The following is a 25,403-nucleotide window of genomic DNA, read 5'->3' on the forward strand; positions in this document are numbered from 1 at the left end:
CTGCTGGAATTATCATCATCAGTGGGTAGTATACATAACAAATACTTACTTGTTTATTTGTGCTGCGAGTGCTTTGATGATTGAAATCTTAGCCATACTTTCTGCTTCTGCGGCAGCAGGAATGAGAATAGGCATACCTTTGCTGATTATTGGACTGTTGGAGGGTAGTAACCTGTGGTCGCAAGTTCCTATTTTATCTCACATTTCTGGACCAATATTATTAGGTTGCCTCACCAGTTGGTCGTTAATTGAATTATTAGCCTCAAAGAAGCTCTGGGGGCAAAGATTGCTACAGGTGATTCAGTTATCAATGTCTCCCCTCGTGGGGGCAATTATGGGATTAGCTGTAGCCTCCGCAACCACAGCACCAAACTGGCTCATTGCGTTAATTGGAGGTTTGTTAGCTTTAGTACTCCAACTAGTTCAAGTTGGTTGGTTCTATAGGTTACGTGGCTTACCGTTGTGGGCAGTGTTTCTTCAAGATACCTTATGCATTGCCCTAGTACTTTTTGCCTTTGATGCTCCTTGGCAAGGAGGATTAATTGCTTTAATTCTGCTCTGGTTTGCACTTCGTAGTGCCAAGCAGTGGTATGACTGGTATCGCGAGGGAATGGGGAATGGGGAATGAGTGAAAAGAATTAATGCCCAATAAAAACCCAATCCCCAATCTGTTTTACTGCCAAAGTCCAATCAGATGTAGTAGACCGTGACCTGTAATCAGCTCGATGATTAAGCCTATGAAGCCCAGCATGGCAATACGACCATTCCATACTTCGGCGCTAGTAGTTAGACCCCACTCCCAACGCTCTTGGGGATACATTTTCACCATTTTTTTCATTTGGGCTGCTTGCGACAGCTTAAAACTGGGGTTTTTCAGGGCATCAATCACTAATTCGGCTAGTGCATTAATAAATACTGGATGGGTATTGGGAGCAGGTACGCGACGGAAGTTGTGAATTCCTGATTCTTCGGCTACTTCTCGATATTCAATATCAATTTCTTGCAGTGTCTCGATATGCTCTGAGACAAAACTGATTGGTACGACAACCAAATCTTTTACGCCTTGTGCGCCTAGTTCTTTCAGGGCATCTTCAGTATAGGGTTGGAGCCATTCTACTGGACCGACGCGACTTTGATAAGCTAAGGTGTGGGCATTGGGTCGATTGAGGGTCTGCATAATTAGGGCAGTACATTCCTCAATTTCTTGTTGGTAAGGATCGCCTGCTTCTTCGACATAGCTTTTAGGAACACCGTGAGCGCTGAAGAAGATATGAACCTCGTCCGGATTCGGAAATTGTTCCAGTTCCTGGGCTATGAGTTCCGACATTGCTTGGAGGTAGCCTGGTTGTTTGTACCAAGAAGGAATGACGGTATAATCAATTGGTTGGAGTTTTGGGTCTTCTTGCCAAAGCTTTTCTAAAAGTCGGAAACTGGAACCACTCGTACTGATAGAAAACTGGGGGTAAAGTGGTAATACTACCAGATGTTCTACATTATCTTGGGTAAGTTGGGCGATCGCCTCTTCTGTATAAGGATGCCAATAACGCATCCCCACATAGATATCAACTTCTTGTCCCAAATAACCCAACTGTTTTTTTAAGGCTTCCCCTTGGGCTTCTGTAATCCGCCGCAGTGGAGAACCACCACCGATTTGTTTATAGTTTTCTTGAGATGTTCTGGTTCGCCGCGTGGCAATGAACCAAGCTAGGGGTTTTTGCAACCAGCGAAATGGTAGGCGAATGATCTCTGGATCGGAAAATAGGTTGTACAAAAACGGCCCTACATCTTCTAGCTTATCGGGACCACCGAGATTGAGTAATAAGACGCCTACACGACCCATAGCAGTTACTTTCCCCCAATCTTTTCAGGTTTTTTACTAATGTTAACAATATATCTTTATTAAATATAAAGCTTAATCGCAAGGAAATATGCAATGGCAACAATTTTAAGAGATTGGAGTTACCGCTATCAGTGGTTATATGATGGTATTTCCCGGCTTGCAGCCTTAAGTGTAGGTGGTGAAGGTCGTTTTCGGCAACTTGCTTTGCAAGGCTTAACAATTAACTCAGATTCTCGTGTTTTAGATTTATGTTGCGGCAGTGGTCAAACGACGGAATTTTTAGTAAAAATTTCACAAAATGTAACAGGATTAGACGCTTCACCGAAGTCTTTGCAGAGAGCGAGGCAAAATGTACCGTTAGCTTCTTATGTAGAAGCTTTTGCAGAGGAAATGCCATTTGCAGATAGTTTGTTTGACGTGGTGCATACCAGCGTTGCACTACATGAGATGCAGCCTCAGCAATTACGAAAGATTATTAATGAAGTTTATCGGGTATTAAAGCCTGGAGGAGTGTTTACGCTGGTGGATTTTCATGCTCCCACTAATCCAATATTTTGGCCTGGTGTATCAGTGTTTTTATTGTTGTTTGAGACGGAAACAGCTTGGAAATTGTTAAAAACTGATTTGGCTGGATTATTAGCAGAAAGTGGTTTTGAGGTGGTTGAGCCAACTTTATATGCTGGTGGTAGTTTGCAAGTGATACAAGCGAAGAAATGAAGGATAGAATTTGATTTTCCTATAGAATTAGTGTATGAAGGTGTTGTGTTGGCAACAGGAGCGTAAAAGCACACCTTAGGAATTGTGTAACCCTAACAAATAAATCTTGTTTTTAACTAGTAGTTCGCCAAGGAAACTTAGCGGGGTAAAGGATAAGGGGAAAAGGGAAAAGGTTTTAATTCCTTCCCCCAACCCCAGTCACCTTTTCCCAGTCCAAACCTAGCAATTTTGGGTTGGCAGACTACTAGACATTTACTCGATCGTTTTAATAGGATACAACAATTGTGACTTGAGAGCGATCGCAACCTAACTGCCAATACCTCAAAGCTATATCTGATGATGAAATTTATGCTTAGTCCCTTGGCTCTAAAAAAATACTTAATTTTTTAACAAACTACTCCAAGGGCTGAAGAATAATTAATGAATGTTCCATGCCCAATGCCCAATACCCCCATTTCAGGAGATTTAATGTGTTCAGTCAGAAATTATCTTTAAGTTTAAAAGTCCTAATTATTACATTGATTACTGGTGTTAGTACTTTAAGTATGAGTCTCCTATTAGGCACAATCAAACTTGATTATCTGTTAGGAACTCAACAGCCAAAAAGTGACAGTACAAAAGCAAGTAAAGATAGGGTGATGATTGCATCTGCACAAGCTCTTTCCCTAGCTGCAAGTCAGATGAATGAAGTACCAAAGGAATTTCAGGGAGCAATCATTTATCAAGCTCAACTCAAAGCCAATGAGAAAGTCATTGCTCTCACTTTTGATGATGGTCCCGGTCCCAAAAACACAGCACAGGTATTAGAGATTTTACAGAAAAATCATATCAAAGCTACGTTTTTTATGGTCGGAGAAATGGTGAAATATTTTCCCAAAATTGCCAAGCAAGTTGCAGATGATGGTCAGGTAATTGGTAACCATACATGGCATCATTGGTATCGTCATATGGATGCAGCTACTGTGGCTAGCGAAATTAATCGTACAGCAGACATTATTTATAAAACTACAGGAGTAAAAACTACTCTGTTTCGTCCTCCTGGGGGTTTCTTGAATAATGGGTTAGCTGACTACGCCAAAAATGAGAAATATGCTGTGATGATGTGGTCAGAAGAGTCCGGAGATGCTCAACGTCGTTCGCCTCAGGCATCAGGAATGGTTAAGAATGTATTACGAAACGCCAAACCAGGGGGAATTGTATTGATGCACGATGGTGGCGGTAATCGTTCTCGGACTGTCCAAGCTTTACCGCAAATTATCGATGCTTTAAAGGTGCAAGGTTATAGATTTGTGACAATACCCGAACTACTGGAAATACAAGCTCAAGAAAAAAATTTGGTAACAGCAGCATCACCAAAAAAATAAATTAATACTCAACACACACTACTCAGTTCTACTGCACTGTGGTCACAAATTATGAATATCGAAACAATCTCAGTAATGGCATAGCATACGGGCGACTACACCTCTAATTTTGCAGTATTAGGTGAATTGGTGACTAAAAAATTGGGGGTGTTAAACCTGGGTGTTGAGGGGATGATGCTGGTTGGAGCTGTGGCTAGCTTTACTGCTGCTTCAGTTACAGGTAGTATCTACTTAGGATTTTTACTAGAGACGCCTGCATCATTAGGACAACGTTTTCGTTCTACTTATTAAAAGCTAGGAGTTAGTCTAAACCCCTTTTTTCAGAAAACTTTGTTGCCTGAGGAGTATTTTCTCAGTAAATCAAAGTAGTATTTTATAGTTTACGCAAGTTTAAATCCCAGGAAATACTGATTATACTCAGACTTTTGTGGGTAATACTAGATCACAAATTACTGACGACGAAATTGATCGTGAAGCTAAGTATAGTTGATGATAAATTGCAGATAGAATTTACGTTTAAAGAGCAACTGCTAGCTGCTCGCTTGCATAAACTTTGGCAAATATCACTACCCCATATAGAACAAATTACGACAGCCGAACCCCAAAGTAATTGGCGAGAATTGCGTGCCCCTGGTAGCTTTATTCCTGGAGTGATTAAGGCTGGAACTTATTACACTAAGCGGGGTAAAGAATTTTGGTATGTGAATCGACAGACAAATTATCTAACCATTGAATTGCGGGATGAATCCTATAAGCGGATTATCTTAACTATTGATGATAATGAATCTTGGCAACAAAGACTTGCTCAGATAATTACTGCATAGTTAGGCAATTCAAATCTCCTCCACAACATAAGAACTGGTCAATAATCCCCGTCTATGGAAAGCGGGGAGTATCAATTTATTTAGTCTTTTTTGGATTAACCACCAGCCACAGCAGGGACAATACTGACTTCATCGCCATCGGTTAAGCGGGTATCTGCCCCTTTTAAAAAGCGAATATCTTCGTCATTGAGATAAAAATTCACAAACCGCCGTAGTTTTCCTTCTTCATCACACAATCGTGATTTAAAGCCAGGAAAGCTTTGTTCTAATGAATCTACAAGTTCAGCAATCGTGCTGCCACTAGATTCTACGCTAGCTTGATTATTAGTAAATTGTTGAAGAGCGGTAGGAACTAAGACTTTTACGGCCATAGAATTAGAAAGTTAAGAGTGAAAAGTAAGGATTTGTCCATTGTGCAATGGTTTAGCAAATTACAAATGACTAACGATCGATGACTAAACAAGGACTTGTTGCCATTCCAAGCGATCGAGAGTACGCGATCGCTCTAAGGCACGTTCAAAACTATCGAGTTTCGCATCAATAGTCAAGGGTTCGCCAACATAGCCTTGTATTGCTTCTTGGGTTTTGAGTCCGTTGCCAGTGATGTAAACCACGGTAGTTTCATCTGGATCAATTTTGCCAGCTTCTACCAATTTTTTCAGCACGGCGACGGTTGTACCACCCGCTGTTTCTGTGAAGATGCCTTCGGTTTCTGCCAGCAGCTTGATGCCATCAATAATTTCTGCATCATTGACTGATTCAATGTTACCACCAGTCTTATTAGCTATATCCACAGCATAAATGCCGTCTGCTGGGTTACCGATCGCAATTGATTTGGCAATTGTATTCGGTTTCACTGGCTTAATGAAGTCGTGCCCTTCTTTGAATGCTTGGGCGATGGGCGAACAACCTTCAGCTTGAGCGCCGCTGAAACGGACGTTTTTACCTTCTACTAAACCAACTTCGACAAATTCTTGGAAACCCTTGTAAATTTTGGTAAAGAGGGAACCAGAAGCTAAAGGAGCAACGATATGGTCTGGTAATTCCCAACCCAATTGTTCTGCAACTTCAAAGCCTAGCGTTTTGGAACCTTCAGAGTAATAAGGGCGCAAATTAATATTGACAAAACCCCAACCATGTGTGTTAGCAACTTCCGAACAAAGACGATTTACTTGATCGTAGTTACCCTTGACAGCCATTAAGGTGGGACTGTAGATGAGACTACCAATAATTTTACCGGCTTCTAAATCTGCGGGGATGAACACACAACAGTCTAAACCGGCATGAGCGGCGATCGCTGCTGTAGAATTTGCCAAGTTTCCAGTGCTAGCGCAGGAAACAGTGGAAAAACCTAGCTCTCGTGCCCTGCTGAGAGCGACTGACACCACCCGATCCTTAAAGCTCAGGGTGGGCATATTTACAGCATCATTTTTAATATAAAGTTTATTTAGACCCAGACGGCGAGCAAGACGGTGTGAACGAACCAACGGCGTCATACCCGTTCCCACATCTATAACATTGTCAGTTGCGACGGGTAAAAAGGGACGGTAACGCCAAATTGAATTAGGACCGGCTTGAATTTTTTCACGAGTGACAGACAGACGTAAAGCGTTGTAATCATACTTGACTTCTAAAGGCCCAAAGCATAACTCACAAACATTAGTGGCTTTGAGTTCATATTCTGCACCACATTCCTTACATTTCAAGGCTTGAAAGTAGGCAGTGCTGGTTTTCGTTTGAGTTGTGATTGCCTGAGTCATAAACTAGCTTTCCCTGTTTGTCTGTCACTGTCGCCTGATAGTAACACGAGCAAAAATACCAGTCAAACATACCCGACAAATTTTGTCGGGTATGTTTGGTAATGAAAGTAATAATCCTTGTAAAATTTTTATACTAGAAATTACTGTATTTAGTATTTATACTTAACAAATTTGAGTTACAAAAGAAGATAATAGCTTTAGTTATTCAGTTTTAATACTGATAAAAGTTATGATTAAATTGCATTTTATTTATGACTAATTTGCATCTACATCATTTTTTAGCAATCTAGATCGCTTACTCAATTTATCCAAATCAGTTTACAGGGTAGAGTAAATATATAACAGCAAAGAGGCAAAAGCCTGTTCATATATAAATTTGAGTATTTTTTATTTTGGATTCAACTAGTAAACTTGGTATTTGTGTTGCCAAAATAAAGTTGAATTTTAACCTTTGATAGACCAATTCACCGCTAGAGAAGTTAATTATTTATACGGTAGATTTTTTTGGCAGCAAAAGTTACATTTCTACTTGCATAGAAAATTCAGCAGTACGCAACAGTAACTTCCCTATACTTGTGACTACCAACCTTGATTATCAAGGGCGATCGCAAACTAAGACAGGTGAATTATTTCCAGAGTATTGCCTCAATATATTTTTCGAGGAGTATGAACAACTTAACTCCTCAAATCTGCACTCCCGAAACGTGGAAGTTTTGGGTAAATATCATCAATCGGTAATTCTTGAAAAAATTGCCGAACTTTATCCTACTTTATAAAGCCAGGATACAAGTCCAGCAAACAAACAAATTATTCCTATGCTAAAACAAAATAAATCTCTAAACAAGCAGCGTCACCATTATCAATCTTTAGTAGCAACAGCATTATTAACTGGTAGCTTTTTCCAATTTGTCGCACCTGTATTAGCTGATGGAACCAGTGCAGGTACATCTATCAGTAACACAGCCACAGCGACCTACGAAGATCCCAACAGTCCAGGGAGTCCCATCAATTCCACATCTAACACTGTCACCGTGATCCTGGCAGAGGTTGCTGGTATTACTGTTACAGGTTCTGGGATTGCAAATCAAACTACCCCAGGTGGTAGTACTAAGGCTGGTGATACACTGGTTTACACTTACACTGTAACCAACGTCGGTAACGACCTCACCAAATTCCAGATTCCTAACTTAGCAACAACAACAGGCCCAGCCACAGTTTCTGGGATACTACCTGTAGATAAGAATGGTGCTACACCTGCTAGTGGTAACCTGCAATACAGCACTGATGGTGGTGCAACCTGGACAAATATCCCTGCTGGTGGACTAACTACAGCCGCAGTCGCAGTTAATGGTAGTGTGTTGGTGCGTGTACCAGTCACCGTGCAAGCTGGCGCCCAATCAGGCGATACTATCACTGTCAGACTAGGACAAACTCCTGGTGATGCTCAAAACCAACCCCGGATTGCTGATGGTGGCGACGTTTTCACTGTAGATAATAACAACCCAGCAGGAGCGCCAGTCAATGGTGTGAGAGAAGCCAGTGCTACCCAGCAGATTCAAGTAGGAAATACTCCGAAAAGTCGGGCTTTAGCAACTATCCTCAAAACGAAGACAGCCTATGATAATGCTGGCACTTCTGGTACCTTAATTGATGACTTGCTAACTTATGGTTTGAGCTTGCGAGTTGAGAGTAACGACGTCACTAATACTGGTATTACCCCCGCACCTTTGACTGGTACAAATATCACTGTTGATGGTACGACAACCTCTCGGATCTTAATTTCTGATGCGATTCCGGCAAATACAGTCCTGAAAACCACTCCAATTGCTCCCTCTGGTTGGAAAGTAGTTTACACCACCACTACTACTAGTACAAATGCTGAAGCAGCTACCTGGACAACTAGCCAACCAGCCTTGAATTTAATTACACGGGTCGGTTTTATTAACGATCCTACTCTTATCACTTCAGTTGCTACTGGGACAACTGTTAACGGTTTTAGTATCCAAGTTCAGACTACTGGTGCATCTGGAAATGGCCCAGTAGCCATTAATAATATCGCTCAAGTCGTTGGTACAACCGCTGGAGACCCGACCAGCAAAATTTATGACAACTCAGGAGACCAAAATCCGGATAACTTTAACTCCACTAATAGTACATTTCCGACTACAACAGATGCCGGCTTTGTTCCTAATGGTACGGTAGTTCCTGCAAATCAAACTGACGCACAGAATAATAACACTGGTACTAATAGTCCGACTGGGGATGTAAACGTAACTACCCTTTCAGTCCCTAATGCTAGCTCTGTTTTGAATGGGCCAAATGGAGTGCCTGATGCCGTTGGACCCACTAACAACAATGATGACTTTACTAATAAATCGGCACTAATTCCACCTAATTCTGCTCCTGGCTCAACTGTCGATCCGGCTGCGGTATCCTTTACTAACACAGTTCAGAATACTGGTACATCTCCTAGCAATATTTCTCTTGTACCTACACCACCAGCAACAGCAGGTGATTTGCCTACGAATACAGTGGTGACGGTATCCTATCAAGGTTTATCAGCTACTTACACGTACAATGGCACAATCTTTGTATTTACCTCAAGTGTTGGTACTGTCGGGGGCAACCCAATTAGTGCCACTAATCCAGTGCGAATTGATGGAGTTGCAGCGAATGGTGGTAAAGCTAACTATGGTGTAAGCGTTGACCTACCTGCTAATACGCCACTCTCAACTGATACGAATGCTCAAGGTGCAGCTGTCACAACTATCCAACGCGGTTTCCCCACACCGATTACAGCTTTCATTGATGCAAACAATAATGGTTCACCTGATGATGCAGCCACTAACATCAGCATTGACCGTGTATACACTGGCTTCTTGCAATTGCTGAAAGAGTCACGAGTTTTACAAGGAACTGGGCCAGCACTATCAAATAGTGCTGATGGCACATTTAGTATTACACCCAAAAAACCTGCCCCAGGAAACATTATTGAGTATCGAATTACTTACAAAAATATTTCTACTCCTCAAGTGGGAAGCGGAAATGTAATTCTGAGTGCTGACAAGATTGTGATTACTGAAGATGGTACGCAAACTCCCAACAACTGGGCGAAAGACAACGATAACAACAGTCAAATTGATACTAGCAACATTGTTAGTTCAGCTAAGGATTCTGGGACATCAACTATTCAATTCTTCAGTGGTAATCCGGCTACTAATTCTGCTAATGACCAAACTGGAACTACGGCAAATACAGATGTGACTAAGTATGTGGATGCTGTGACTGGACAGGTTGCACCGGGCGTTCAAAGAACATTTACCTTCCAACGCAAGGTGAACTAAAAAGAAAAATACATAAGTCTTGATTTCTCGTTTTGTGAACAGCCTTTTTACTTTTTTTCAAACCTCTCCCCTCGTGGGGGAGAGGCTTGGAAACCCAGTTTGAGTTTTTCTCTACTTGTATGAAACCACCCTGCCAAACAGAAAGCAAAGAGGGGGTGACTCTTTCTTAGCAAAAGCAGGGAAAGATAAGTCAACAATCAACATTCTGGAAGTTTTTTGAGGTTCTTGATATGAAGCGCCTTTCTATTGCAGGTTTAGGAGCGATCGCACTCATTGCTACAGTCCCATTTCTCGGTCAAATTCTGGGAGTTGCAAATATTTGGTATTCAGGAAGTGCTTACGCTCAAAATGTCAAAACTCAAGGGCAAATTCAATTGCGTTTAGAAGCGGAAAAGCTAGTAGTGGCTCAAGACCAGCAGGGTAAGCAAAGCCAGAAATGGGAACCTTTGAAAGGTCAAGTTGTGGTGCGACCTGGAGATGTCTTGCGATATACCTTAAATGCGGAAAATAAGAGCGATCGCCCAGTCAAAAAATTAACGCTAAATCAACCCATTCCCAAAGGAACGGTCTACGTACTTAAATCAGTAAATGTGATTAATAATGGAAAAATTACTTATAGCATTGATGGTGGGCGTAGCTTCGTCGAAAATCCCACCGTTAAAGTTACTCTTCCTGACGGCAAAGTGGAAACTAAACCGGCACCAGCCATTGCTTACACCCACATCCGTTTACAGATTCCGTCAATTCCAGCCAAGACGACAATCAAGGCGACTTATCAAACCCAAGTGCGTTGATTGAAATTGGTTTGTCCTTTGTCATCGGTAATTTGTAATTACAAAGGACAATTGTCACCCCATATTTCATAAAATCAAATCGGATTAACTTAGCTGTGTAATTGCGTTAAATACCATTTAATAATTTGAGATTTTTACAACTAAATAAGTGTTTTTATTAACAACAAATTTGGCATCCCAGAGGAGATGTGTTCAGTGAGCCGTCCTCAAAAACAGAAAAGAATTAATTATCGCGATCGCTGTTGGCAAAGGTTAACAGCAACTGCTCTCCTGGGAAGCTTTTTACATACTACTTTATCTATACCAGTGATAGCGCAACAAAATAACACTCAGGCTGCATCTTTTCCCATCACAAATCAAGCTACTTATACTTATACAGATCCTGCGACTAATTATAATTATCAAGGAAATTCTACTCAGCTGAGCGTTACTCCTAATCCGTTACTTGACCCATTAGGACGGATTTTAGGGTGTGCTGGTACAGTTTTACCTGACTACACAGGTTTTTCAGTTGGAGTATACGAACCTAATTCTAGCGACCCAACGGCTACAGAATTGGGCGGCTTGGTTTCCTTGACTCGAACAGAGTTACCAGATATTCCTAATAACAACGTTCCTGGGGGGAAATCTCCAAATACTGAGAATAGTAACCCCTATTTCGTGACGAATAATCCTGCTGGTGTCTATAACTTCTTACTCGATCCAAATAAGGGTCAAACCGATCCAGGTAGAACTTATATTTTTGTAGTTAATCCACCACCAAATTCCATTTATAGACAGCGGCGAATCAAGATTCAAATCCTTGGTAGTACTGGCACACAAGGTAATAATATTGTGCGATATGTTGCTAGTTCTCTAGATGGTCAACCAATCAGTCTCGCAGGTCAAACTAGGGTAGAGCAAACAGTTGTTTTAGTTCCCAATGCAGAAGTTGTGGGACTGGATTTATTAGCCTTTGAATTTACCACAAATTTGTGTCAAGCCAATCAGTTGCAGATTATTAAAACGGGCGATCGCGCTACTGCTGAACCTGGAGATACAGTAATTTATCGCCTCTCACTCAAAAATCTCGCTGATGCTGGTTTGAACAATGTAGTTATTACCGACAACCTACCTTTGGGATTCCAATTCTTGCCGAAATCTGTGCGGGGAGAGATGGATGGCACACCAGTTACTATCACCTCAGAACGTAACGGAAACATGGTGATATTTAGAACAGACATGACGATTCTCCCAGAGAAAGTCCTGAATATTGCCTATGCTGCTCAACTAACAGCCGATGCCCTGCGTGGTAATGGGCGTAACAGCGCGATCGCTAATGCTCAACGAGTTGATAACCGATTTAGCACTAAGGATGGTCCAGCAACGCACCAATTAAAAATTCGTTCAGGAATCGTTTCTGATTGTGGCACGATTATCGGCCGGGTGTTTGTTGATAAAAACTTTGATGGCGAACAGCAACGTGGTGAACCTGGGATACCGAATGCAGTGGTTTTTCTCGAAGATGGTAACCGCATCACAACAGATCCCAATGGTTTGTTTTCCTTAGCTAATGTTTTACCTGGATACCACACAGGCGTACTTGACCTCAGCAGTGTACCTGGTTACGCCTTAGCTCACAACGAAAAATTCCGCGAACGCAATAGCCAATCTCGCCTAGTACATTTAGAGCCTGGTGGCTTGGTACGCATGAACTTCGGTGTCACCCCCACAATTCAGGAGCCAGTCAAAAAATGAAACCCAGACTGCACTGTGGAACTAGATTTAACTTAAAGTTGTTGGGGGCAATGCCGATCGCTCTCAGTCTTGTTTTGTATCCGGCGATTGTTAAAGCAGAAGCCACTGGCGAAAACTTGCTTTTCTCTAACTCCCCTTCCCAAGCAGACAAGGGTGTTGAAGAGCAAGGGGTGGAAAAAAGTATGGATTCAAATTCTGGAGTTGGTAATTCAGAATATGAAAGGTTCGCGCAAAGGCAAGGCAGCGCATTGGGCGGCTTTGCCGACTTGAAACGACTGTCGCGCAAAGGCGCAAAGTTAAGGAGAATAATTCAACAAGACCAAAATTATCACCATTTATTGGCAAGTTCTAAGGATGAGTTTTCACCTCTGAAACTTCCTTCAAGTTCTTCAGCATCGGCTACTGATACTTCAATTCCAGATGTAGAGTTAACTGAAACGGTAATACAACCATTTCAACCAGCAAATTCTGTAGGTTTACCTAGAGGCTTACGGAAAATTGCCGGAATAGAGGATAAGAACGACAAGCGCAAAGACACTGAGACCAGGGAAATACAACCATTTCAACCACCAAATTCTGTAGGTTTACCCAGAGGCTTACGCAAAATTGCACAAGTAGCTCAGAATGGGGAGATGCAGGGACAAGAGGTGAATGAAAATCTTCCGATGTCTTCGCCTCCTCCATTGTCTCCATCTCCCACTGCTGCGATCGCTACACGAATCAAAATCCTAACTCCCACACCTGACAGTGTTGTAGATGTACAAGCTACCACGGTGGTTGTGCAGTTTCCTGCTGGGAGTCAGGTGGAATTAAAGGTAAATGGCGCGTTGGTAGACCCTTCCTTAGTTGGGCGGACGGAAAGCGATGCCACTACCAACTTAGTAACGCAGACATGGTATGGTGTCTCGTTAAAAGAAGGTCAAAACACTATCTCTGCACAGGTAGTTGGGGGAACAGAACCGCCTGTAACGGTGCAAGTTGCAGTCCGGGGAGCGCCGCAGCAACTAACTTTGGAAACAGTTGAATCCCGTATCCCAGCAGATGGACGTTCTACAGCTACCATCCGAGGTCAACTGATGGATGGAAGTGGTAATCGCTCTAATCGTGATGCTGTTGTCACCTTGATACCTAGTGCTGGGGACTTAGTTGGCAAAGACTTCAAACCCGATGAACCGGGATTTCAAGTGGAGGCAAAAGCGGGGCAATTTACAGCCACTTTGCGATCGCATTTAAAAGCGCAAACTGTCACAATTCGCGCCATCGCTAATGATTTAGAAGCCTTTACCCAATTGCAATTTGAAACGGCACTGCGTCCGAGTTTGGTGACTGGGGTCATAGATTTACGTTTGGGCGCTAGAGGTACAAATTATTACGGTAGTTTCCGTGACTTCCTCCCTCCCGACAAAGACAACGGCACACAATTAGACTTTCATTCAGCGATATTTGCCACTGGTGCCATCGGTGAATGGTTGTTTACAGGTGCATATAACAGTTCTCGGAACCTGAATGAAGATTGTAACTGTGATAATCGCCTGTTTAGAACTTATCAATTCAGCGAGCAAAACTATCCTGTCTACGGTGATAGCTCAAAAGTTGATGTCGTCGCTCCTTCCATTGACAGTGTGTTTCTACGTTTTGAGCGTTCGACTAATAAACCTGGCTTCGATCCAGATTATGCTATGTGGGGTGACTATAACACAGAAGAATTTGCGCGGCGATCGCAGCAATTTACTTCTATCACTCGTCAACTCCACGGTTTTAAAGCTAACTACAACTTAGGAAACCTACAAATTACAGGTTTCTATGGGGATCATTTAGAAGGATTTCAACGGGATACCATTGCTCCCGATGGCACTAGTGGTTATTACTTCCTTTCCCGGAGAATATTACAACCAGGCAGTGAAAATGTCTTTATCGAGTTAGAAGAACTTAATCGTCCTGGTACTGTACTAGAACGCAAACAGCTTAACCGAGGTCCAGACTACGAAATCGATTACGATCGCGGTACATTATTATTCCGCGAACCGATTCTGCGTACCGATATCGATCGAACCGGACAGGTATTAGTACGTCGGATTGTTGTTAGCTATCAATATGACACCGGAGACTCTGACGGTAGTATCTATGCTGGTCGTTTGCAATATAACCTTTCCCGTAAGCTAAACCAGGAAAGTTGGATTGCAGCAACTTACCTCCAAGAAAATCAGGGGGTGCGTGATTTTCAACTCTACGGTGCAGATGCACAAATTTCTTTGGGTGAAAAGGGTAAGCTAATCGCCGAATATGCTCATTCCAGCAATGATTCTGATGTTGTGGGAAAAGTCCGGGGTGAGGCCTATCGGTTAGAAGCTGAGGGAGAAATTGCTAATGGTATCCAAGGACGTGCTTATTATCGTTTTGCGGATACAGGTTTTGCCAATAATGCCACTATTAGTTTTGTTCCAGGACAAACTCGTTATGGAGTGCAGGTTACAGCGAAAGTTACCTCAACTACTAACCTCAGAGTGCAATATGACCACGAAGACAATTTTGGGATTGCACCCCAACCCCTAGATACTTTTGAAGAACTATTTGCACCCCGTTCTGAGGCCATACCTGGAAGTAAAGTTGATAATTCCCTAACGACGATTACCGCCGGAATTCAACAACGTTTGGGTAGCGCTCTCTTGGATCTAGATTGGATTCATCGCGATCGGGAAGACCGCATTGCTACTAACGCTTTGAGTAGTAATTCCGATCAATTGCGATCGCGTTTCACAGTTCCCATCGCTAAGAACCTGACTTTCCAAGCCCAAAATGAACTCAGCTTATCTTCCCAAAAAGATACTGTTTATCCAGACCGCACGATTTTAGGGTTGAATTGGGCAGTAATTCCTGGTGTCAGCGTCAGTCTCGCCCAACAGTTTTATAGTAGTGGTCAATTTTCGGGTAATTCCATCACCAGCTTAAGTGTCAATGGCGAACACAAACTTGGAACCGATACCACCTTGACCGGTCGTTACTCAATTTTGGGTGGCGCCAATGAACTTACTACTCAAGGAGCAATTGGTCTAAATAACCGTTGGACTATTGCTCATGGATTGCGGCTAAATGTAGCTTACGAACACGTATTTGGCAATTTCTTCGGACGCACGGCGGCGGGTCAACAATATGCTCAACCCTACGCCTTTGGTCAAGCAGCATCAGCGATTGGATTTGATGGTGGCGATAGTTACAGCGTTGGTTTGGAATACAGTGATAATCCCCAGTTTCAAGCCAGTGCCCGCTATGAACATCGTTCATCTTCTGGTGGTAACAATACAGTAATTACCGCAGGTATCACAGGTAAAATTTCTCCATCTCTGACGGCTCTGGTACGTTATCAACAAGCAAACTCTTCCAATCAAAAGCTTTCAGGATTGGGAGATACCGCTAACTTAAAGTTGGGTTTAGCTTACCGCGACCCCAATAGCGATAAATTTAATGCTTTATTGCGTTATGAATATCGCCAAAATCCGGCGATTATTCCTGACACCATTCTTTTAGGTAGTGGTACGGGTTCTCAAGACCATACTTTTGCTTTAGAAGCTATTTACGCCCCGAACTGGCAATGGGAATTCTACGGTAAATATGCTTTGCGTAACAGTACTTCTTATTTAGCTAACGATTTAGTTGGTACAAGTACGGTTAATTTGGGACAATTGCGGGCAACCTATCGTTTGGGATATAGCTGGGATTTAGTTGGTGAGGCTCGTTGGATTGGTCAGTCTAACTACAGTGAGACAGGCTTTGTTCTAGAAACAGGTTACTATCTGACTCCTAATGTGCGCCTTTCTGCTGGATATGTTTTTGGTCAAGTTGATGACCGGGATTTTTCCGGGACACGTTCTGCAGGTGGCGCGTATTTGGGTTTCACAGTAAAACTCAACGAATTGTTTGATGGCTTTGGACAGCAAAAACCTGTACCACGTCAGCAAGAAGAATCTACGGCGCAAACGCTAGTAAAGAAATTACGAAGCTTAATGGGTAAAGCTAAAGTTTGATGCGGGGACACACAGACGCGGTGATTATGTATTGATCGAATGTCACCCGCAATTATGCAACGCCAAATTTCGCTTCTCTCGGCAATAATTTGTTAGTCATCGTGCCCACATTGAAAACGATAAACTTTTTATGAGAGTAGTTTTCATAAAAACTCGGAAGGTATGGGGTAATGGTGCGATTAAAGCTGTGGCAGTGGTTTGTATTGGTAATGCCGATCGCTTTTATAATCATTTTTTTACTAGTATCCGCTGGTTCTCAAATCCATACATGGGGTATTAGTTGGATTTGGGGCGTGTTCACTGTTTTATTTGTTGGCTGGCGTTGGCTGCTAGTGAAATGGACTCAACCCGCCGTACAGCAGGTAGAAGCTGTGTTAGCCGAAGTGCGCGAAGAATTGGAGTCAGCCGCAGAAGATTCAGCACTCCCAACAGAAAGTGACGCCACAAAGCTTGCAGAAGCAGCCTTCCAAGAAATTTTGCGAATAGCACAAAGCGATCGCCCCATTTGGGAAGACTGGCAAACTTTTTGGACGCGATGCCAAGATTTGGTTGTAGCGATCGCTCATATTTACAATCCTCAAATTCAATATCCTCTGCTAAATATTTACGTTCCCCAAGCTTACGGGCTGATTCGGGGAACGGTGGATGATGTGGATCTGTGGATGCAAAAGTTATCCCCTGTGCTAAATCAAGTAACCGTCGGACAAGCATACCAAGCATACGAAGTCTATCGGAAATTGGAACCATCAGCTCGGAAATTCTGGAAAGCTTGGAACTGGGCGCAGTGGCTATTAAATCCGGTGGCGGCGGTGGCCAAACAAGCTAGTCAGGGTTCTAGTAACCGTGCAACTGAGCAATTATTGGGGAATTTGAGCCAATTATTCCGGGAAGTTGCTCTGAGGAATTTATGCAAACAGGCGATCGCTCTCTACGGCGGTAGCACATTACCAGTTTCTTCAACTACACCGACTTTACCCAAGGCAAAAACCCAAACACTCCGAGAAATCCTCAATCAAGCTGAACCAGCCGAGGCCGTTGAACAAAAACCCGTGAATATTCTGCTAGTGGGGCGCACTGGTTCGGGAAAAAGCAGTTTAATTAATACCTTATTTCAAGCCGATCTCGCAGCCGTTGATGTTTTACCCAGTACCGATCGCATTCAGAATTACCAATGGCAGTCTCAAGGCGGGGAAAGCCTGACGCTTTTAGATACACCCGGTTACGAACAAGTCAACCGTGCAGATTTCCGAAACTTGGTGCTTGATTATGCCAAAAACGCAGATTTATTGTTGTTAGCTACTCCTGCCCTCGATCCTGCGCTGCAAATGGATGTAGACTTTCTCCAAGACATGAAAGCAGAAATTGCAGATTTACCGGCAATCGCAGTTGTTACACAAGTAGATCGTCTGCGTCCTATCCGGGAATGGCAACCGCCTTATGATTGGGAATGGGGCGATCGTCCCAAGGAAATTGCCATTCGGGAAGCCACTGAGTACCGTGCTAAACAGGTGGGCGACTTTTGTAATTTAGTTGTACCCGTGGTTACAGCTGATAGTAAAACTAATCGAGTTGCTTGGGGAGTAGAGGCGCTATCGTTGGGATTAGTAAATGCGATCGCTCCGGCAAAACAACTCCGTTTCGCCCGGTTTTTACGTAACCTGGAAGCCCGCACTGTTGCTGCTGCCAAAATTATCGATCGCTATACTTTTCAAATGGCGACAACTCAGGGATTAACGTCACTTCTTAAAAGTCCTGTCCTTCAGTTTATTTCAACGGTATCAACTGGCTCGCCAACCTTGGCTTATCTGCTAGCAGAACAAATTCCTGTGGAACAGTTACCAATTGTCATTGGCAAACTCCAAATGGCCTATGAGCTTTTCTCACTTTTGAATTCAGGTAACTCTAAGCCGCTGAATTTTGAGTTACTATCTCTGTGGCCGTTACTGCTAGAAAACTCTGCTTCACCGGAACGAAATGCTTGGGCATTTGGTCACGCCTTAGTGGAATACTGGAGTCAGAATTTGACAATTGAACAACTTGGCGATCGCTTTGAGAACTATCTATTTACATTAACTAAAATCAAACAGGAAAATTAAATTATACAACATAAAAGGGACTGGTGATTAGGGATTGGGTGCCAAACCCTTAAAAATTTGGTGGGGGCTTTTACCCACCACCAAATTTTAAAAAACTTTTTCCCAAGCACTGAACATGGTAAATCACAAACTAAATTCGGCTGCATTATCCTCATCCAAATCTGCATCTTTACCCATCGCAGTAGGTTTAAATTTAGACCCATGAATTAATTCACCAAACACAATTCCTGGATTTTGGTGAAGAATATTCAGCACACTCATAAAATCTCGGACAATTTCCCCTGGCGTAAGTAATGCTTCTGCACCCAAGCGACTAATAATTTCTTGGACAAATCCCTTCAAATCACGATTTGTCAAAGTCTGTTCGTAGCCAAAATTGAGTGCATGAATCTCAGCCAAACGTTGCAAAAGCGTCAAGATTTCTGCTTCACTCAGCGGATTGAGCCGAATCACCGGTCCTAAATGCTCCTGAACATTAGCTTGTGCAACAAAACGGCTTTCTTTTGTACGTCTTTGCCAAGCTTGGTCTGCAAAAAGTCCCCGTTTTGGGTCTTCTAAAAACTTGGTTGTTCCACCAACAATGATACCAAGATGTTCTGCTTTACACTGCATAGTATCGTTAAACATTGCAAGGAGTCGATTATAGTTCTTTTCCCGCGTAACTGTAGTAGATATTTGATATAAATGTACGGCTTCATCAACTAAAATTAAGAGTCCTTTATAGCCAATCTCAGCGATAAATTTAGCAAACAGTTTGATGTAGTCATACCAACTATCATCATCAATAATAACGCGCACTCCTAAAGCTGCTTTTGCCTCAATTCTAGTAGCAAATTCTCCACGCAACCAGCGCATTGCCGCATTTTTTAAATTCTCATCATCCAATCTATAGCCACGCCAATAAGCGATAATCACACTACCAAAATCAAATCCGTGAACTAAATCTTCAATATATTGAACTACTTCCCTAATTTTGGATTCAACTTGGTCATCAAAACCATCGTCATTCGGACGCATTTCAGTTTCTTTAACCACTTCTTGTTGAATTTTATTAATCCATCCTTCTAAAATTGACACTAAAGCACCACCATCAGGACGAGTTTTTGTAGCTAGATGGCTCATTAATTCTCGATAGGTTGCTAAACCTTCATTGCTACTTCCTGCTAATCGGCGTTCTGAGGATAAATCAGCATCAGCGACTACAAAACCTTGCTCCATCGCTCGGTTGCGAATGAGTTGAAGTAAAAAGCTTTTTCCGGAACCGTAGTTTCCAATTATGAAGCGAAATGCTGCTACACCTTCTGCAATATCATCGAGATTTTGTAATAGGCTTTTAAGTTCTTTTTCTCGACCTACTGCTATATGTTCAACTCCCACTCTTGGTACTACCCCCGCACCAAGGGAATTAATTAAAGCAGTAGATATTTTTTTCGAGACTTTGAGCTTTCCCATGTATTACACTTCACTTTATTCTAAACGCAGAAGTATGCATAAGTAGTTAATGTATATACTTATGTTACTAATAATCTGACAACGATAATAATAATAATTTAATTTGATGAAGTATGTCTAGCCATGAGGTCATCATACATTGCAATCATTTTTTTTACATGGGTCATATGTTCTTGATAAACTTGTGGACTTTCCGAATCAGAATTAATTATTAATTCACCAATCGTATCATTTGCTCGTTCATTTATAGAATCTATTAATAAATTTGGCATGGTGATATTTGCCTCGGCAATTTTTTTAATGGCAGCTTTGGGATTATCTTCTTCAACGATAGCTTTTAATACTTGTAATTCATATCCTGGTAAATTTTCGAGAAAATTAGTCCATTCTTCAGGTATGTGTTCTGATGTATCAAGTTCTAGAGTATCTATTGCTGCTGAAGATTCAATTAAGTCAGAGAAAGGAAACAATTCAATCCGATCTTCTGTTAAAGTATCAGGTAAAACTTCTACATTGAATGTTTCTAGTTGTTGAAGCAATTCCCAGACTTGATTTTGCAATGAGTCTCGTTCTTCTTGTAATAATGAAACTTGTCCTTGTAATTGCTGTAACTCTTCTTTTTGTGCTGCTATTTCAGTTTTGGAAGAATTCAGGATAGATTGTATATTTTCTCTTTCTGTTGTTGTAGCTACTAGTAGTTGATTTTCTTTATTTACCTGAACTTCTAGTTCTTGAATTGCAATTCGTAGCTCGTATAATTTCTCTTCTAATTGAGGTTTGAGTCTGCCTAAAAGGGTTAAATTGCTTTCATTTTCTTGTTTTCGTTGCTGTAGTTCTGATATTTCAGCTTGCAACTGGGAGATTTCAGCGCGAGATACATTACAATTAGACTCTAGACGCCGCTTTTCTGCTGTGAGTGTAGAAAAAGCATTGTTCAATTCGGCTTGATTGGTCTGCAAGTTATCAAATTCAACTTGCAGGGTATTAATGTCAGTTTCTAACTGCTTTTTTTGCCCAGTAATTGATCTTAATTCTCGATGCAAACTATCCCTTTGATTACGGCTTTCGGCTATTTGATTTTGTAGTTGTTTTGACTCTGCATATAATAAATTGTGATGTTCTTCAATTTGATTAATTTCTCTGACAATACGAGCTTTTAACCCCTCCATTTCTTTAATTCGCTTGCGGAGAGAACCTAAAACAAGCATTTCATAATTTCTGCGTCGCTTATCTACAAATAAGGCTGCTCCATAGATAGTAAGTGCAGTAATTATACCCGTGAGAAAGGCTTTATTGAAATCCCAGTTTGGGACAAGGCTAAGACCAAAACTCACACTAAAGGCAACTATACCTAAAATAAATCGATTCCCGATAGTTACTGATTGCATATTGCTAGTTTTTAGCGTAGTTAAAGTATCAGAATAAGTAGCTCTCATTGTAATTCGTAATTAAAAAATACATCCACCTTAAATTGTTACTAAAAGTGGTTTATAATTGTTGCTCTGTTTGCTCAAACCAAAAATTAACTAATTTGAATGCGAAGTATTAGATGTATTTTCATTTGTACGAAAAAGTGTTAGGTCTGCTTTTAAAAAGTCGATAAACTGCCTAGCTGTACGTCCAGAACGGCCATTATGGCGAGTTGCCCACTGTAATGCTTGATATTCCAAATCTTCTTGGGTAATATCAATTTCCGCTTGTGCTGCTAGATGCTGTACAATTTTTAAATAAGTTTTCTGATCGGCTGGTTCAAAGGTCAAGGTTAAACCAAAGCGATCGCTAAACGAAAGTTTCTCCTGCATGGTATCCCAGGCGTGAATTTCATCATTATCTTTGGGTGCAGGTCTATCAACAAAAAATTCCCGAATTAAGTGACGGCGATTAGAAGTAGCATATACAACTACGTTTTGCGGTCGTGCGGTTAAATTACCTTCTAAAACTACCTTGAGTGCTTTGAAAGCATCATCATCTTCTTCAAATGAAAGATCGTCTACAAAGATGATAAATTTTTGTGACACTCCTCGTAAATGTTCTACGATTTCTGGTAAATCTTTTAAGTCAGATTTTCCTACTTCCAACAGACAAAGAGGGCGATTGGCATACTCATTTAATAAAGATTTCACTAAAGAAGATTTCCCCGAACCCCGACTACCATAAAGCAATACATGCAGTGCTACCTCTCCTGATAATAAAAATTCTGTATTTTTTAACAAAGCATCTCGCTGAGACTCGTAACCGACAAGTGTACTGAGTTTAATGGGATCGGCATACCTAATACCAATAAACTGCCCACCTTGCCAGCGTAAAGCGCGATATTCTGCAAATAAACCACAACCGTATTGTTGATAATAAGCTGCTAATTCTTCTACAGCATCACCCCAATTATCTAATTCGTTTAGATATGCAGCAAACTTTGTCTCTACTCCTACTAATTCTTGCTCTCTATACCAGACTATTGGTGAAATCGGCATATGAGCAACACCTTGCACCCACTCGCTCAAAGAAGCGCTGCTACATTCATAAAGACTTTGTAATAGTTGTAAATCGTGCTGAACTGCTGTTACTAAGGCTGGGGGTAAGTCCTCAAATTTTCGTTGTTGAGCAAGCTTTGTAAAGGGATTCTCAGAGAACAGAATTTGATTAACTATATAGTCTTCCCAGTTTTGATTTCTAGTAGCCAAAGCATGGAAATAACTGCCGTAGGCTTGTAGGCAACCGCGTGCATCGGCGTCAGTATAGCGTATAGCTTGTAATAGGTCAAGAAATGCCATCCCTACTTCGCCTTGGAGAACAGATTGGTAGAGTAAAAGTGAGGCTGCTTGGCGCTGGAGATATTGAACTTTTGTGTAGGAGGAAGTACTTGCCATTGGCATCGCTTGATTATCCATCAATCAACTCGGTTATGTAGCTAAACAGCTATGGTAAATTGTCTGCTGACCCTGGCAGCAAAATCAAAATCTACATAGGTTTTAACAATGAATTTAAGTATAATCGCTGCTTTTGCCTATGGCATATTAGCGATCGCAGGTGGCATTATTGGTTACATTCAGGCTAGGAGTAAAGTTTCACTCTTGAGCGGTAGTATTAGTGGTTTATTACTAATTATTGCCGCTTACCTTCAACTCCAAGGACAAACTCAGGGTTTGATTTTAGCTCTGTTTGTTACTGCCGTTTTAGTCGTTGTCTTTGCATTTAGACTCGCTAAAACACGCAAATTTATGCCTGGAGGATTGATGACTATTTTAGGTGTACTGGCTCTGGCAATCATGGTGAATCAACTTGTGTCTGTAAGGTAATATCACTTTTGAAGTCTCTAATCACTCTCCTTGCTTTGGGGACTTTTATTAGTACAATTATATTACCGTAGACTTACTATCCTTGCCTGATATCTTACAGAACCCCTCTCTAAACCTCTCTCCGCTTCAGAGAGAGGGTTAAAAATCCTATTTCTGTCCCTTCCCTGCAAAGGAAGTATTGGGATTAGGTTCCGTTGCAATACTCCTCGGTTAGGAACTTCCAACAAATAAATTATTCAATCTTGTGGGGTGGACATCTTGTCCGCCCTTGGCTACGGGCTCTCGTGTCGCCCACCCCACAAGAGTTAATTGGATATTTTTTTATTTGTCAGTCCCTTAAGGAATTTCTTGGTTGAGGCAAGTTGTTCTTAAGCAGCGGGAGAAATAGAGGTAGGAAAATAGTTTTGCCTCCTCTGCTTATCTGAGCAGTATTAGGTTCCGTTGAACTCACTCAATTGTGAAATTACTCACTTTTGGCTGTGCGGCTAAAGACTCGATAGTACAGCCACGTACTAGTTTCCTTGAGCGGAAACAGGAGATAGGTGAGAGGATTGATTGTCACAATAATATTTCGGAAGTCTCGGTGAGCCAAAAACAAGATAACACGAGCTACTTGCTGTGCAGACATTATTCCATAAGGGTTAAGTTGACTCTTAAAGGGACCAAGAATTAACTTACGAATTACACAATCCCCATCTAAGCGCTTGAGGGTAACAATATCTCCTAGCGCTCGTTTGCTGAGTTCATAAAGTGGACTTAGTGCTGGTGAAACCTCAGCCTCAGAAGTGTTCACCCAAATTTCCTTAGTTGCTTTTGCTTGTGGTCCTGTGACAGTTGTCAAAAATATATCTATCAACCGCAATGCTGAAAAGGTATTCACTTCATAGGAAAAGTTAATAGCCTGAGGTGTGCGACTGGTGTAGACATTGACTCCGTGGTTGATAATTAAAATATCGACTTTCTCTAAACTCTCCCTCAGATTGACTTCATTGCCTAATTCCCAGGGAACCACCTTTACCCCAGTTTGCTCGACTAATTTTTCTGGATTCGTGGTTAATGCCACAACTTTAGCATTATTTTTAACAAGCTCAGCCGCCAGTGATTGCCCCAAACTTCCTGATGCTCCAGTTAAAGCAACGGTTTTACCCTTTAGAGATAGTCCTGTACCTAGTATTTTATCGACCAAGGGAAAGACACCACTGTAGTAAGCGTTGACATCATCAAAATGATGTCGCCAATGGTATGAGCGATTCACCCACCAAATGGAGGGAATTATCTCTAAAGGGCCTGGTAGGTGATTCAAGTCTGTATCAATTTTTCCCTGAAAATATCGTATAGACGCGCCATACAAGAAGGTGGAAGCATAGGCGACTCCTAGCCATAACCCCATTTGTGGGATAATTAAGGCAATCAGCGTCAATATGACTAGTAGTAGACTCGACTCTAAAATGTCGTGATAAAGCTGAGATTCTTGATAAAGTTTGGGGGAAGCGATCGATAAATCCCGACGATAAGCCATGTGATGTTTGTTGTGCCATTTAGCAAGCCAATTGACTTGATGACACAATGCATGGTAGCTATCTCTTAAGATCTCAGCCAGCAAAAGCGAGAAAACTCCCCAAGTCGCAAACTGCAAGCAGGTATTTACTAAAACCCAATTAATTTGTAATCTTTCCCCAATATCAATCCAGCTTTCAGCTAATATTTTTATCATGTTTGTTTACACTGATTTTTCTTAATCATTCTTTATGATCTTATAAAGATGGATTAAGGTTGAGTGTAGAACAAACAAAAATCAAAGAAAATAGGATATCAAACTATTTCCAGAAGAAGAATCACATTAAACCGAAGGTGAAAGGTATTATTTTGGGGGAACTTAGCTGTTTTGGAAAGCAGTGAATATTTAAGGCTGAAATTCTTAGTGGAGTACTATTTCAACGATTTTCAGCCAAAATATCTGTAAGTTCTAAAATCATTCTGTATTTATGCAACCCCAAAAATCTTTTTAGGGTAGGCACTGCTTAAGATTTACTAAAACTCTTCTTTTGAGGTTGTAAGCAGTACCCACCTTATAGTTGTTGTGAATGTTGCAAGATAGAAAGTAAAGATACAGCAGATTTCCAGTAAGGTGAAGTACACAAGCTAAGTCTGGTAGAT

The 25,403-nt window shown here is 41.5% G+C and carries 19 protein-coding genes; 12 read left to right on the forward strand and 7 right to left on the reverse strand.

What is annotated here, in order from left to right:
• Window positions 1-76: 76 nt before the first annotated feature.
• Window positions 77-628, forward strand: coding sequence for a DUF4126 domain-containing protein (locus ACFG4S_RS18745; protein WP_392530542.1), 552 nt, complete (start codon window positions 77-79; stop codon window positions 626-628).
• Between the two features lie 45 nt (window positions 629-673).
• On the opposite strand, the gene hemH is transcribed toward ACFG4S_RS18745, so the two are convergent.
• Entirely contained in the window at window positions 674-1,840 is a 1,167-nt protein-coding gene (gene hemH, locus ACFG4S_RS18750) for a ferrochelatase (protein ID WP_392530543.1), read from the reverse strand.
• Window positions 1,841-1,933: 93 nt separating this feature from the next.
• Here hemH and ACFG4S_RS18755 point away from each other — a divergent pair, with 93 nt between their 5' ends.
• The 4 genes from ACFG4S_RS18755 to ACFG4S_RS18770 all read left to right on the forward strand — a co-directional run bounded on the left by ACFG4S_RS18755 (window position 1,934) and on the right by ACFG4S_RS18770 (window position 4,745).
• Window positions 1,934-2,557 carry a class I SAM-dependent methyltransferase gene (locus tag ACFG4S_RS18755; protein WP_392530544.1) on the forward strand — a complete coding sequence of 208 codons (624 nt, stop codon included), beginning with the start codon at window positions 1,934-1,936 and terminating at the stop codon, window positions 2,555-2,557.
• Window positions 2,558-3,102: 545 nt separating this feature from the next.
• Window positions 3,103-3,921, forward strand: a complete 819-nt coding sequence (locus tag ACFG4S_RS18760; RefSeq protein WP_392530545.1) for a polysaccharide deacetylase family protein — start codon at window positions 3,103-3,105, stop codon at window positions 3,919-3,921.
• A 129-nt stretch (window positions 3,922-4,050) separates the two neighbouring features.
• Window positions 4,051-4,212 carry a hypothetical protein gene (locus ACFG4S_RS18765; protein ID WP_392530546.1) on the forward strand — a complete coding sequence of 54 codons (162 nt, stop codon included), beginning with the start codon at window positions 4,051-4,053 and terminating at the stop codon, window positions 4,210-4,212.
• 179 nt (window positions 4,213-4,391) lie between these two features.
• Window positions 4,392-4,745, forward strand: a complete 354-nt coding sequence (locus ACFG4S_RS18770) for a hypothetical protein (RefSeq protein WP_392530547.1) — start codon at window positions 4,392-4,394, stop codon at window positions 4,743-4,745.
• Between the two features lie 95 nt (window positions 4,746-4,840).
• Here ACFG4S_RS18770 and ACFG4S_RS18775 read toward each other — a convergent pair whose 3' ends face one another.
• Complete coding sequence (locus ACFG4S_RS18775; RefSeq protein ID WP_392530548.1) at window positions 4,841-5,116, reverse strand: MoaD/ThiS family protein; 276 nt, start codon at window positions 5,114-5,116, stop codon at window positions 4,841-4,843.
• 84 nt (window positions 5,117-5,200) lie between these two features.
• Window positions 5,201-6,505 (reverse strand): threonine synthase, encoded by a 1,305-nt coding sequence (gene thrC / locus ACFG4S_RS18780; protein WP_392530549.1) that lies wholly within the window; start codon window positions 6,503-6,505, stop codon window positions 5,201-5,203.
• A 575-nt stretch (window positions 6,506-7,080) separates the two neighbouring features.
• Here thrC and ACFG4S_RS18785 point away from each other — a divergent pair.
• From ACFG4S_RS18785 to ACFG4S_RS18810, 6 genes are all read left to right on the forward strand, one after another.
• Complete coding sequence (locus tag ACFG4S_RS18785; RefSeq protein WP_392530550.1) at window positions 7,081-7,281, forward strand: hypothetical protein; 201 nt, start codon at window positions 7,081-7,083, stop codon at window positions 7,279-7,281.
• 39 nt (window positions 7,282-7,320) lie between these two features.
• A complete protein-coding gene (locus ACFG4S_RS18790; RefSeq protein ID WP_392530551.1) occupies window positions 7,321-9,849 on the forward strand; it encodes a beta strand repeat-containing protein in 2,529 nt (842 codons plus the stop codon).
• A 230-nt stretch (window positions 9,850-10,079) separates the two neighbouring features.
• Window positions 10,080-10,643 carry a hypothetical protein gene (locus tag ACFG4S_RS18795; RefSeq protein ID WP_392530552.1) on the forward strand — a complete coding sequence of 188 codons (564 nt, stop codon included), beginning with the start codon at window positions 10,080-10,082 and terminating at the stop codon, window positions 10,641-10,643.
• A gap of 186 nt (window positions 10,644-10,829) precedes the next feature.
• Window positions 10,830-12,380 (forward strand): hypothetical protein, encoded by a 1,551-nt coding sequence (locus tag ACFG4S_RS18800; RefSeq protein ID WP_392530553.1) that lies wholly within the window; start codon window positions 10,830-10,832, stop codon window positions 12,378-12,380.
• Window positions 12,377-16,402 carry a TonB-dependent receptor gene (locus ACFG4S_RS18805; RefSeq protein ID WP_392530554.1) on the forward strand — a complete coding sequence of 1,342 codons (4,026 nt, stop codon included), beginning with the start codon at window positions 12,377-12,379 and terminating at the stop codon, window positions 16,400-16,402. Before ACFG4S_RS18800 ends, ACFG4S_RS18805 begins: the two co-directional genes overlap by 4 nt.
• A gap of 170 nt (window positions 16,403-16,572) precedes the next feature.
• Window positions 16,573-18,498, forward strand: a complete 1,926-nt coding sequence (locus ACFG4S_RS18810) for a GTPase family protein (RefSeq protein WP_392530555.1) — start codon at window positions 16,573-16,575, stop codon at window positions 18,496-18,498.
• Between the two features lie 123 nt (window positions 18,499-18,621).
• On the opposite strand, the gene ACFG4S_RS18815 is transcribed toward ACFG4S_RS18810, so the two are convergent.
• The 3 genes from ACFG4S_RS18815 to ACFG4S_RS18825 form a co-directional block, all read right to left on the reverse strand.
• Window positions 18,622-19,950, reverse strand: coding sequence for an ATP-binding protein (locus tag ACFG4S_RS18815; protein WP_392530556.1), 1,329 nt, complete (start codon window positions 19,948-19,950; stop codon window positions 18,622-18,624).
• A 98-nt stretch (window positions 19,951-20,048) separates the two neighbouring features.
• Entirely contained in the window at window positions 20,049-21,338 is a 1,290-nt protein-coding gene (locus ACFG4S_RS18820) for a tellurite resistance TerB C-terminal domain-containing protein (protein ID WP_392530557.1), read from the reverse strand.
• A gap of 138 nt (window positions 21,339-21,476) precedes the next feature.
• On the reverse strand, window positions 21,477-22,838 hold the full coding sequence (locus ACFG4S_RS18825) for an ATP-binding protein (protein ID WP_392530558.1): 1,362 nt from the start codon (window positions 22,836-22,838) through the stop codon (window positions 21,477-21,479).
• A gap of 87 nt (window positions 22,839-22,925) precedes the next feature.
• On the opposite strand from ACFG4S_RS18825, the gene ACFG4S_RS18830 reads away from it, so the two are divergent.
• Window positions 22,926-23,246 (forward strand): TMEM14 family protein, encoded by a 321-nt coding sequence (locus ACFG4S_RS18830; RefSeq protein ID WP_392530559.1) that lies wholly within the window; start codon window positions 22,926-22,928, stop codon window positions 23,244-23,246.
• A gap of 463 nt (window positions 23,247-23,709) precedes the next feature.
• On the opposite strand, the gene ACFG4S_RS18835 is transcribed toward ACFG4S_RS18830, so the two are convergent.
• Window positions 23,710-24,960 carry a bifunctional sterol desaturase/short chain dehydrogenase gene (locus tag ACFG4S_RS18835; protein WP_392530560.1) on the reverse strand — a complete coding sequence of 417 codons (1,251 nt, stop codon included), beginning with the start codon at window positions 24,958-24,960 and terminating at the stop codon, window positions 23,710-23,712.
• Window positions 24,961-25,403 lie beyond the last annotated feature (443 nt).

It is taken from the genome of Nostoc sp. C117 (assembly GCF_043099735.1).
Taxonomy (GTDB): domain Bacteria; phylum Cyanobacteriota; class Cyanobacteriia; order Cyanobacteriales; family Nostocaceae; genus Nostoc.